This window comes from Dactylosporangium sp. CA-233914 (assembly GCF_050942935.1).
Classification (GTDB): Bacteria; Actinomycetota; Actinomycetes; order Mycobacteriales; family Micromonosporaceae; genus Dactylosporangium.
Map to the genome: position 1 here is coordinate 632,000 of NZ_CP192030.1, position 12,112 is coordinate 644,111.

The 12,112-nt window shown below is 70.5% G+C and carries 7 protein-coding genes; 2 read left to right on the plus strand and 5 right to left on the minus strand.

Annotated elements, in window-relative coordinates; genetic code table 11:
* Nucleotides 1–44: 44 nt before the first annotated feature.
* The 5 genes from ACQPY0_RS02935 to ACQPY0_RS02955 are packed head-to-tail and all read right to left on the minus strand — an operon-like array spanning nt 45 to nt 9,793.
* Complete coding sequence (locus ACQPY0_RS02935; protein WP_432984175.1) at nt 45–1,148, minus strand: glycosyltransferase; 1,104 nt, start codon at nt 1,146–1,148, stop codon at nt 45–47.
* Nucleotides 1,148–2,236 (minus strand): glycosyltransferase, encoded by a 1,089-nt coding sequence (locus ACQPY0_RS02940; protein WP_432984178.1) that lies wholly within the window; start codon nt 2,234–2,236, stop codon nt 1,148–1,150. The genes ACQPY0_RS02935 and ACQPY0_RS02940 overlap by 1 nt, the downstream gene beginning before the upstream one ends.
* Nucleotides 2,221–7,113 (minus strand): DNA repair ATPase, encoded by a 4,893-nt coding sequence (locus tag ACQPY0_RS02945; RefSeq protein ID WP_432984181.1) that lies wholly within the window; start codon nt 7,111–7,113, stop codon nt 2,221–2,223. The genes ACQPY0_RS02940 and ACQPY0_RS02945 overlap by 16 nt, the downstream gene beginning before the upstream one ends.
* Nucleotides 7,110–9,185, minus strand: coding sequence for a flotillin family protein (locus ACQPY0_RS02950; protein ID WP_432984184.1), 2,076 nt, complete (start codon nt 9,183–9,185; stop codon nt 7,110–7,112). The genes ACQPY0_RS02945 and ACQPY0_RS02950 overlap by 4 nt, the downstream gene beginning before the upstream one ends.
* Nucleotides 9,182–9,793 (minus strand): hypothetical protein, encoded by a 612-nt coding sequence (locus ACQPY0_RS02955; protein WP_432984187.1) that lies wholly within the window; start codon nt 9,791–9,793, stop codon nt 9,182–9,184. The genes ACQPY0_RS02950 and ACQPY0_RS02955 overlap by 4 nt, the downstream gene beginning before the upstream one ends.
* A 125-nt stretch (nt 9,794–9,918) precedes the next feature.
* Between ACQPY0_RS02955 and ACQPY0_RS02960 the strand changes: the two genes are divergently transcribed.
* Complete coding sequence (locus ACQPY0_RS02960; RefSeq protein ID WP_432984190.1) at nt 9,919–10,344, plus strand: hypothetical protein; 426 nt, start codon at nt 9,919–9,921, stop codon at nt 10,342–10,344.
* Between the two features lie 124 nt (nt 10,345–10,468).
* Nucleotides 10,469–12,046, plus strand: a complete 1,578-nt coding sequence (locus ACQPY0_RS02965; protein ID WP_432984193.1) for an RICIN domain-containing protein — start codon at nt 10,469–10,471, stop codon at nt 12,044–12,046.
* Nucleotides 12,047–12,112 lie beyond the last annotated feature (66 nt).

Genomic DNA, 12,112 nt, shown 5'->3' on the forward strand with positions numbered 1-12,112 from the left:
CGTCACGCGGTGATTCTTCTGCTGAGCGTAGTCACCAACGGAGGCTACGCCGATCTCGAGGATGCGAGAGTAGTGGCTCTGGCGAGGGCGGCCTGGTATCCGTCGACCATCTGAGGTATCGAGAAGTGCTCACGGATGTGTCGTCGGCAGCCATCCGCCGGCAACTGGTTCAGCGCCCGGACGGCGCGGCACATCTCATCCATGGAGTTGACGACGTAGCCGTTGACGCCGGGGGCGACGATCTCGGGTACGGCGCCGCGGTTGAAGCCGATCACCGGTACGTCGTGCGCCATTGCCTCGATCATGACCAGGCCGAATGGTTCCTGCCAGCGGATCGGCATGAGCAGGGCGGAGGCGCCGGCCAGGTAGTCGGCCAGCCGGTTGTTCGGCACGTGGCCTCGATATCGGATGCGGGTGCTGAGGTGCGGGCGGATCTTTTCGTCGAAGAATCGCTGGTCCTCGGTGCGGATCGGGCCGAGCAGGTCCAGTTTGGCTCCGGTCCGGATGGCGACCTCGACGGCGATATCAGGGCCCTTCTCCGGAATGAGCCGGCCGAGGTACACCAGGCGGGTTTCGGCCTGTCTCCGGGGCGTCGGAGCGAGGTTGGCGGGGCAGTCGACGCCGGGGTAGACGGTGTCGATGACGGGCAGGGTGCCGGCGTCGCGTCGCTGGTTGTCCGAGACGGCGATCACGAAGAGGTTCGGGTGCTCGTCGGTGTGCGCGGTGAGTTCCGGGCCGGGCGGGTCCCAGAGTACCGAGACCACGGGAGTCTGCGGGACGTCGCCGGCGATCGCGGCCGCCACTTCGAGGTGGTGGAAGAGCAGGACGTCGTAGCGGCCGGCCGCGGCATCGTGGGCCATCAGCCGGGCGAGGTGACGATCGGCCCTGACCAGGTCGGCGTGGTCGCCGCGGGTGGCTCGGGCGATCACCCGGTCGAAGCCGGCGCGGTCGGTGACCACGGGGTCGAGGCCGCCGTCGTGCAGGGGTACGCCCGGCACTCGTGAGCCGCGTGGTGCGTAGAAGTCGACCGGGTTGCCGCGCGCGGTGAGTCCGGCGGCGACGGTGCTGGCGATGGCCATCGGGGCGTACACGACATCGGGTGGTGCCGGCGTGGCGATCCAGCCGCGCACCATGGTCGCCACCCGCATCAGGCGGCCCCGACCTGGCGGAAGAGCGTCTCGTAATCGTCGGCCATCCGCTCGAGGGAGAATCGGCGGACGGCGTCGGCGCGGCATGCGCCGGGGTCGATGGTGTGCAGACCGTGGACCGCGGCGGCCATCTGGTCGACGTCGTCGACGAGGAATCCGGTCCGGCCGTCGACGATGATCTCCGGAATCGCGCCGCGGCGCAGTCCGATGACCGGTACGCCGCAGGCCAGTGCCTCGATGATGATGAGGCCGAACGATTCGTGGTGGCTGGGCATGAGCAGGGCGCGCGGCCGGGTCTGGAGCTCCTTGCGCAGCTCCTGCAGGGAAAGCGGGCCCAGGTAGCGAACCTGGTCGCCCAGGTGCGGGGCTATCTCGTCGGCGAAGTAGGGGGAGTTGCTGTACCAGGGGCCGACCAGACGCAGTTCATGGCCGGTCCGGCGGGCCACCTCGATCGCGTCGCCGACGCCCTTCTCGGGCACGAGGCGGCCGGCGAAGAGGAGGTGCCGGCCCGGTGGCGCGGTTGGGTCCGGAGCGAACTCGTCGGTGTCGACGCCGCCGTGGATGGTGGCGGCGAACGTGAGGCCGGGGTCGGCGTGCCGCTGCGCGGCGGAGATCGCGACGAGGCTGTGTCGTGGGCTGGCGAACATGCCGATGGCCTGGGTCAGCAGCGGTGGCAGGGGGCTGTCGTAGACGCTGCTGACGACGGGGACGTCGGGGTGGTGGGCGAGGAAGGGCAGCGGCACCTCTGGGTGGTGGAAGTACAGCACGTCGTATTCGCCGCGACCGGCCCGCAGGAACATCTCCTGGGCGAGCCGGTCGTCCCAGAGCGCGAGGATGTTGTCGCTGGCCAGGCCCGGGTCGGTGAGCGCCGCGGTGAACCCGTCCTTGTCGGTGACCAGCGGGGGTACACCGCAGTCGATCACCCGAGCGCCGGGGACCTCGGAGCCGATCGGGCCGTAGAAGTCGAGGTGGTGTCCCCGGTCGGCCAGGGCGCGGGTCAACTGCATCGCCAACTGCATGGGCGAGTAGATGATGTCGGCCGGGGCGGGTGTGCAGACGCACCCCTTGACCATCATGGCGATGCGCATGCCGCTCCCGAGTTCGTTGTCGCGGCCGCCCGGTCGATTGCCGCCTCCACCGCGGCGACCCGGTCCGCGAGCAGCCCGACCGCGCCGACCGCCCGGCTCATCGGATCGTCCTGCGCACCCCCGAGCGCCTGGGCCCGCAGGTACGCGGCCTTGACCTCCGCCCACCGCGCCGCCTGCGAGGGCGTCATCCGGCCGCGGAGCTCGGCCAGCTTGAGCAGGTTCGCCTCGGCGCCGGCGGTGAGCGTCTGCGCCTCGCCGATGTAGTGGTCGTCGATGGCGGCCTCCAGTTCGGCGTCGTTCATGACCGGCACGACCCGCCCGGCGAGCTTGTTCATGTTGCGGTACGAGCCCTGCAGCAGAAACGGCGGCTCGGTGCGGGACGCGTCCGTTTGCGCCGCGGACGCGATGTACGCGCGGTTGTTCGCCAGGACCACCTCCTGCACCCGCAGCAGCTTGCGGAGCACGGCCAGCATCTGGTCCACCTCGACCGGCGAGTACGGGTGGGCGAGCTGGTCCGGGCGCACGGTGTCGTCGCCCCGGGCCAGGCGGACCAGGAGCTCGACGTCGCCGCGGTCGCGGGTGGACAGCGGGGCGAGCACGGGGTTGGAGGTCAGCGCGTTCTCGATGTAGCTGAGCGCGAACAGCTCGTCCTTGCCGGTCAGGACGTCGCCGAGGTTCCACACGTCGGCGCGGTTCGCCAGCATGTCCGGGATGCGGAAGCGCTGCCCCGACTCGGTGTACGGGTTGCCGGCCATGCACACGGCGAACCGCTTGCCGCGCAGGTCGTACGTGCGGGTCCGGCCGTTCCAGACGCCCTCCATGCGGCGCTGGGCATCGCACAGGGAGATGAACTTCTGCAGCAGCTCCGGCGAGGTGTGCTGAATGTCGTCGAGGTACAGCAGGACGTTGTTGCCCATCTCGAGGGCGAAGTTGATCTTCTCGACCTCCTGGCGGGCGGTCGCGTTCGGCGCCTCCGCCGGGTCGACCGACGTCACCAGGTGCCCGAGCGACGGGCCGTTCACCTTGACGAACACCAGCCCCAGGCGGCTGGCGACGTACTCCATCAGCGTCGTCTTGCCGTAGCCCGGTGGCGAGATGAGCAGCAACAAACCCATTGCATCGCCCACGGCGCCCAGCTGCCGGGCCAGGTTGTCCCCGATGAGCGGCAGGTACACCTCATCGAGCAGCCGGTTGCGCACGAACGCGCTCATCACCTTCGGCTTGTACTCCTCCAGCCGCAGCCGCTGCCGTTCGCGGGCGGCCAGCTCGTTGCGGTGCCGCTGGTACTCGCGGAAGGCCGGAATCCGTTCGAGCCGGAACCGGCGGGTGCGGGCGAGCACCTCGTCGAGGCGCACCTCCATCCGGCGGCCGGCGATCCGCGGATGGGTGCCGAGCAGGCCCTCGACGGTCGCGGTGAGGGCGGCGGAGGACTCGTAGCGCGGCAGCTCGGTCCCGCAGAGCACGATCGCCACCGCCTCGTCCAGATCGGCGACGTTCCCGGCGAAGGACGACAGCCACGCGTGGACGAGCTGGCGGCGCGCGGCGAGATCACCGTCGAGGGCGCGCAGATCCTCGTTGAGCTCGCGGGCGGAAGTCACCCGCCAGAACCGGTCGAGCAAGGTCCGCGCCCCGGCGCTGGTGACGAACCCGGACGGGGCACTGCTCAACTCCTCGAACAGATACTCGCCGGCGAGACCGGGTGCACCCACCGCCGCCTGCAGCTCGGCGTACAGCTGCCCCAGCGCGTCGGACGGGCCGAACGCCGTCCGGGCCCGAGCCAGCGACTGGGCCCGCCGGGTCCAGGCCGCCTTGGCCGCGTCGCTCGCGCCGAAGGCCCAGAACAGCTGCGCCGCCGCCCGGTCCGCGGCCGGGTAGCGCAGGAGGCCGGCGCCGGCGTGCAGCCGCAGCAGCGCGTCGAGGATGAGGGCCGCGTCGTGGTCGTGGACGCCGCGCTCGTACCCCTCGGCGTAACGGTCGTCGGCGACCTTGCGAACGAGGTCGCGGAGGCCGCCGTCGGTGACGGCGGCCTGGTGGAGGCCGTCCACACCGGCCGCGGCGGTGTCGAGCATCAGGCAGGCCAGGTGCTCCGCGCGGTACACGTCGGGCGCCTCGGACACGAGCAGCTGCCCCCAGAAGGGACGGGCGGCGGTGATCACCGGGTCGTCGACCGGCGCGCGGTAGTCGGTCGCGGTCACGGTGAACGCCAGCTCGTCGCCGTGCGGTACGAGTGTGAGGTCGATCGCCTGGGTGTTGACGGCGAACTGGTGCCGGCCGAGGCGGATGACGTCGGCCGAACCGCCGAACAGATCGAGCCGGTCGCGCAGCATCCGGCCGGCCTCGAGCCGGGCCGTCCTGACCCGGCCCTCCAGCTCCTCGGCGCGGACCTGGTCGCCCAGCGCGCGCAGCTCGCCGGCGACGCCGCGCAGTTTCGCGACCATCGGGTCGGCCGCGAAGTACGTGTTGACGTCGTCGGGCGAGGTCATCGTGGCGACCCGGCGCTCGATGCTGCCGAGGATCCGCGCCGCGGACTCGACCAGCCGGTCGGCGTGGCGGGAGCGCTCGTCGAGCAGCGCCTGCTTGCGGGAGGAGAACGCCTCGTAGACGTCGGTGCGCTTGTCGCCGAGCTGGGCGAGGAAGTCGTCGAACTCGCCGAAGCGGGACTCGAGGTTCTCCAGCTGGAGCATCAGCCGCCCCAGCTGCTCGTCACATCGCTCGGGCGTGTCGGCGACCGCGAGCGCGCCGACGACCGCCTGGCCCAGCAGGGCGAACTCGGCGGCGAACTCGGCCCGGCCCTCGACGGCGAGCAGCTCGCGGCGGCGGGCGTCGAGGACGGCCCGGGCGCGGTTGACGCCGCCGAGGACCTCGCTGATCCGCTCCAGGATGCCGACCCGGACGGTGGCGTCGGCGATGTCGAGCGAGCCGACCACCTCCGTGACGATCTGCAGCGCCTCGGCCTGCGCGGCCAGCCGCTCGCCGACGGGCGCGGCCTCGGCCACGGTACGGACCGCCTCGGCGTCGGCGACCAGGCGCTGCACGTCGGCGTGGTAGCCGGCGAACGCGTCCTCGCGCTGGAGGAACGTCACCGCCCGGTTGGCGGCCGAGACGAGCTCCTCGCCGAGGCGCGTCTGGAAAACGAGAATCCGGTCGGTGTCGGCGTAGCGCAGCTCGCGCAGCGGGGCGAGGGAGCCCTGCGCCTGGCGGAGGTCGGCGAGGCGGCGCACCCAGGCGTCGGTGTCCACCGGCGCCTCGCCCTGGGAGCGGCGGATCAGCGACTCGATCCGCCCCGCCGCCTCGCCGACGGCGGTGGCCGCCTGCTCGGTGAGCGCCTGCACCCGCTCGAACTCGGCCAGCACCTGCTCGGCGGTGTCGCGCAGCTCGGCCAGCGGACCGCGCAGGTCGCCGAGCTCCGGTTCACCGAGCCAGTGGTAGTGGTCGAACGTCCGGACGCACGCGGCGATGATCGCCTCGAAGACCGCCGCCGACGGGCCCATCTCGGCGACCATGCGGGCCACCGACAGGCAGTCGGAGAGGCCGCGGACCAGGTCGGCGTTGCCCACCCGGTCCAGCGGCCCGGTTCCGATCGGCTGGGTCGCGGCGAACGTGTCCGACAGGTACGGCGTCTGCCACACCTGCATGGTGTGGACCCGGGTCGGCTCCTCGGACATGGCCCGGAAGACCACGAGTGTCCCGTCGTCGAACAGGGAGTAGCCGTGGCAGACGAGCGGGTTCGCGACCTCCTTGCGGATGACGTTGTACGGCAGCAGCAGCGATCGCCCGTCGGCGCGGGCGTGGAAGACGTACAGCACGTCCTCGCCGTTGGTCGACCGGATGACGCGCTCGAACTCGAGGTCGGCCACGTCGGTGTCGAACGTCCGCGCGACACCGGTGGCCAGGTAGTAGCCGCCCGGGAAGATCAGGCCCTGGTCCTCCGGCAGGCGCTGGCAGCCCTGGCCGATCCCGTCGAGCCGCACGACCGCCCGGGTCCGGGTGTTGAAGACCAGAAACCTGAAAACTGTTTCCTTGTACGGCCGGATGCGCAGCAGTACGAGCGGACCGACACGGGCGTAGCTGACATCGGCGTCGGCGAGGCTCTGCAGCGGCTCGTCGACCGGCTCACGGTAGACGCCCTCGCCCGTCTCGGTGTTGTTCTCGACCTTGACGGTGAGGTCACCGCCGACGGTCTCGACGAACACGACATCCTCGATGGAGATGTGCGGGTGCCGGCCGAGGACGTGGTGCTCCCGGCCGACCGGGATCCACTCGAAGTCGTGCGACGGCGGGAACACGTGGTCGCGTTCGCCGCGGTTGTCCACATAGGACACGTTGCCGGTCTCATTGGGCCTGGCGGTGTCGACGCTCCAGCGCAGCACCTTGATGTCGTCGGTGCGCGGACCGGTCTGGAAGACGGCGAGGAGCTTCCCGTCGAGCCGGCGCAGCTGCAGCAGCCGGGTGTCGCGGTAGTACTTGTACACCTCGCCGAAGTCGCGCAGCAGCTGCGGGTCGCGCAGCAGACCGGGCAGGTCGTCCCGGGACGGCTCGTCGAACCGGAACGCGTCGCCGTCGCGGCTGAACCGGTGCAGCGAGAACACGTCGTCGACAGTCGTCTCCGGCTTGAGGCCGATGAAGACGTTGTACCCGAACAGCATCAGCCCGCCGACGGACACGATGTCGCGCGGGACGCAGTTGTGCTCCGTGCGGATGCGCTCGGTGCCGAGCAGGCGCAGCTCGGTGCCGCCGAACACCTCCGTCCGCCGCGTGTTGAGGGTCTCGGCCCGGCGGGTCAGCTCGGCCGCCTGCGCGGCGAGCCGGTCGCGCAGCACCTCGTAGGTGCCGGCGGGAAGGCTCGCCGCGGCGGGCGCCACCGTGTCGGGGGTCACTGCTCGGCCGCCGCCAGGGCCGCGACGGGCCGTTCGGCGATGCCGAGCCGGCGGGCCGCGTCGAGCAGCTCACGCAGCTTGTCCCGGTCGGGGCCGCCCCGCTGGATCTGCTGGACCAGGAAGGCGGACAGCGTCAGGTTGGAGACGTCGGCGGTACTCATCGAGCCGATCAGCCGCCCGAGGTCGCCGACCAGGTCGCCGTTGCCGTTGAGGTAGGAGGCGCCGACCGTCTGCACGACGTCGGAGTGCTGGACGAAGCCGTCGATGCTCTTGCCCAGGCTGATCGAGCTGAGCAGCTTGTCGAAGAAGACGCTGTCGCCGCCGACGATGTCGATGTTCGCCTTCTCCAGTCCGGCGGACAGGACGAGCGCCTGCTGCTCAGCGACCTGCCGGTGCACGTCGATGCCGGCGAGGCGGATCTCCTTCTCCATCTCCAGGCGCAGGCGGTACTCCTCGTGTCCGCGGGTCGCCTCGTCCATCGCGGCGAGCGCGGCGGCCTTCTCGGTGAGACCGTCGGCCTCGCCCTTGAGCTTGTCGCGCAGCGCGTCGGCGAGGGAGGCGCCCTTCTCCCGCTCGACCGCGGCCTCGGCCAGGCCCGCCTTCTCGATCGTCTCGGCCTTCGCGATCGCCTTCTCCCGCTCGACCGCCGCCTCGGCGCGGCCGACCTTCTCGATCGCATCGGCGTTGCGCTCACGGACCTGCACGTCGGCGAGGCCGGTCGCGGCCGCCTCAGCCTGTACACCCTCGGCCAGGCGGATCTTGGCGCGCGCCTCGAGCTCGGCGGTCTGCTGCCGGGCCTCGGCGAGCACCAGCTCCTCGCGGGCCTTGAACTTGGCGGCCTGCTCGGCGGCCTCGGCCGCCTTGATGTCCTTGACCAGGTTCTCCTGCGCCTCCGCCTCCGCCTGGATGACGACGGCCTGGCGGGTGCGCTCGGCCTCCTCGACGACGCGGAGCCGCTTGATCTGCTCCTCCTGCTCGGCGACGGTACGCTCGACCGCGATCCGCTCCCGGATGACTTCGGCGATGGACCGCTTCTCCGCCTCGACCTCCTTGTCCTTGGCGATCGTGCTGAGCTCGGTCTCCCGCTGGCGGGCGATGACCTCGAGCATGCGGTCCTTCTCGATGCGCTCCGACTCGATCGCGATGACCCGCTCGCGGTTCTTCTCGGCGACGGCGATCTCCCGCCGCTTGTTCTCGTGCTGTACGCCGACCTGCTCGTCGGTGCGGATCTCGGCGGTCTGCGACTTGAGCCGCTCCTCGGCGCGCACCCGGGCGGTCTCCGCGTCCTCGCGCGCCCGCAGGGTAGCGACCTCCCGCTCCTGCTTGATCTCCGCCTCGGCCTGCCGGCGTTCCAGTTCGAGGACCGCCTCACGGGCGTCGACGTCCTGGCGCTTGATCTCCTTCTCCTCGTTGCGCCGGAACTCGTTGGTCCGCACGTGCTCGATCGCGGTCAGCTCGGTGATCTTCCGGATGCCCTGCGCGTCGAGGATGTTGGCGTTGTCGAGGTGGCTCAGCGGCGTCTGCTCGAGGAAGTCGATCGCGGCGTCCTCGAGGCTGTACCCGTTGAGATCGGTGCCGATCACCTGGATGATCTGGTCGCGGAACTCGTCGCGCTTGGTGTAGAGGTCGACGAAGTCCAGCTGCTTGCCCACGGTCTTGAGCGCCTCGGAGAACTTCGCGTTGAACAGCTCCTGCAGCGTCTCCTGGTCGCTGGCCCGGACCGTGCCGATCGCCTGAGCGACCTTGATGACATCCTCGACGGTCTTGTTGACCCGCACGAAGAACGTGATCCGGATGTCGGCCCGGATGTTGTCGCGGCAGATCAGTCCTTCGTGGCCGGTCCGGGCGATCTCGATCGTCTTCACCGAGATGTCCATGACCTCGGCCTTGTGCAGGACCGGCAGGACGATGGCGCCGGTGAACGTGACGTCGACCGTGCGAACCTTGGAGATGATCAGTGCCTTGCCCTGTTCGATCTTGCGGAACAGGCGGCTGACGGCGTACAGCAGACCGACCAGGATGAGCACGGCCACGCCGAGCACAACGAGGAAGCCGGTGGTTATGACGGTCATGAGAGCTCCCTGTGTCCGGGGGTGGGAACGACCCAGAAGAATTCGCCGTGCTGGTCGTATTCGTAGATCACCGCCGTGCTGCCCGCGGTGAAGGTGTCGGTGCCGGTCTGGCGAACCTGCACGATCGCGCTGGACCCGTCGGCGGCGGTAACCTCGGCCTGCCCGAACGCCTCGGTGACGGTGCCGGTGCGAATTACGCAGGTGCGCCCGACGAACGCGGTGCGGGAGTCGCCACTCGTCACCGGGAAGAGCCGCCGCAGCGGAATTACGATCACCCGCGCCGCCAGCCACGCGACGACGAGGGCGCCCACCAGGACACCCACGCGCAGCAGCGCGCCGCCGCCGACGGTCGAGCCGGCCAGACTGGCGAACCAGGCGACCAGCACGAGCACCGACAGCCCGACCGTGGCCGGCACGCCGCCCAGGCCGACGCTGCCCAGAAAGCCGCCGAAGCCACCGTCCGCGACGCCGTCGACGACATCGCCGTCGAGCACCTCGGTGTCGGCGCCGCCGAAGAGCACGATCAGCCAGTACGCGATGACGATGACGAGCAGGAACGTGAACAGGACGGTGGGGAATCCAAGGATCGCATCGAGAAATTCACCCATGAGCCAGCTTCGTCCCCTCACTCGCTAAGAAAGATGGTGTCAGACTTCGTCAAGACCCACTCGCCCCAGCCGCCGCTCACGTGGCGCCTCCCCGGGTAATACATCCATTGTTATGACTGTCCACAGTGGATGATGCGGCCTTCCGGCCGTGGCGTCCGCGTCGCCGTGGCGACGGTGCAGCAGAAAAGCGCCAAGCGCTTGAAGGCATCCTGGGCTTGCCTGGCGAGCCCGCCGGCCCGTTCGGCCCGGGTCCGTTCGCTGCGTCCGGGGGCTGGGACACCCTGCCCGGCCCGTTCGAGCGGTTGCGGGTCCGGCCGGGCGACGGCTTCTGGCTGCACGACCGGCTCGACTGGTGGGTGAGCCTGGAGCACTGGCAGGTGTCGCTGCGGTCCGAGCGGCCCGGTGAGTCGCCGCCGTGGGAGGTGGCGGTGCTGGCCCGGGGCGTGTTCCGGGCATTGACCGGCCGGTCACCGGACGGCGTGCCCGAGCCGCCGCCGAATCCAGATCCCTGCGACACCGATGAACATTATGGCGTTCGGGACCGTCGTTGAGTCGTGAGCCGCGCATATCCGGACGGGAGCTCACCGCCGCGACGAGGGGACAACTGGCGTGAGAAAGCTGAGCGCAGGTGGACTGGTGGCCTGGTGGAGCGGGATGAGTCGGCGTGGCGCGGCCGTGACTTCCGCGGTGCTGGCGCTCGTGTGTGTACTGGCCGGACTGGCCTGGCACAAGGTTGCCGTGGCCGGCGACGACCGGCTCGTCGGCCGGCCGGTGGATGAGGTCACGGCGCAGACGATCTCACTGGCCGCGCTGTCCTGCCCGGCGTTGAGTGGCCCCCGACTGGCGGCGCAGTTGATGGCCAACTCCGGCCTCAACCCGGATGCCACCGGCCCCGACGGCGGTGGCATCGCCGCGATGCCCGCCGCCGCGTTCCGGTCCTGGGCGCCGTGGCCGCAGGCGGAGGCGCGGGACGCCACCGCGAGCATCTACGCACTCGCGCACTACATGTGCGACCTTGTCGGTCAGGTCCGGCTGGCCGGCGTCGCCGCCGACCGGTGGCAAGCCGCGCTGGCCGCATACTACTCCGGGACGGCCGCGGTCAAAGCCGCGGCGGGCGTCCCGGCCGACGCCAAGGGCTATGTGGACCGGGTAACGGGCTATGCCACATGGTACGCGGGCCTGGCGGTCTTCGGCGGCACCAGCGTGCCGGCCAGCCCGACGCCCTCCAAGACGGATTCCCCGAGCGTGTTGCTGAACCGGATGGCGTCCGACTCGCCGACCGCCGTCCCGCCGACGTACGTCGAGGCGGTGAAGTCCGCCGGATCGGTATGCGCGCAGATCACCCCGGCCCGGGTCGCCGCTCAGCTGATGGCGGCCTCGGGCTTCGACCCGAACCACCGCTCCGCCGACGGCGCCATGGGCATCGCTCAGTTCCGAGCCGAGCTGTGGAGCCGATACGAGCCGACGGCCAGTTCGCCGTGGGACCCCGGCACGGCCATCCCGGCACTGGGCAAGGTGATGTGCGACCTGGTCACGAGGGTCACGACGATGGGCGGGGACAGCTACCGGTATGCCCTCGCGGCGTTCCGGGTCGGCATTGACGCGGTGCGCGCGGCCGGCGGCCTGCCGCCGGTCCCGGCGGTCAAGGAGTTCGTCAGCCGCGTTGCGGCCCTGGCCGACTTCTACGCCACCGTGGGGCCGACGGCCGTGACCAGCAGCGCCTCGCCGCCATCCACCCCGACGGCGAGCACGAGCCTGAGCCCGACGCCCAGCAAGACGGCGGCCAAGCCGAGGCCGTCATCGACGCCCAGCCCGTCCTCGACCGGGCCGACGCGGTACAAGGTCATCAACGTCTTCACCGGTAAGGCGATGACCGTGCCCAACCGCTCGACGGCGGCCAACGAGATCCTCGTGCAGCAGCCCGACAATGGCGACCCCGGCCAGCAGTGGCTGCTGATCAGGGACGTCGACGGCACGCTGCGGATCAAGAGCGCGTTCAACGGCCTCGTGCTCTCACCGCTCAACGGGTCCGCCGACCCCTACGTGTTCATCGCGCAGGTGCCCGACGCCAGCACGCCGGCGACCCGGTGGCAGCTGAAAGACGGCGGCGGTGGCAGCTACCAGATCCAGAACTCGAACAGCGGCCTGCTGCTGGCCCTGCAATACATGCAGGACACCGACGGTACCAGCCTGTTCCAGCACCCGGACAACGGCACCGAAGACCACCTCTGGCGGCTGGTCCCGGTGCGGTGACCCGCCGGTCTGCACAGTCGGTCAATACAGCGTGCCAAGAGACGTGGAAGGAATATCGATGATGGC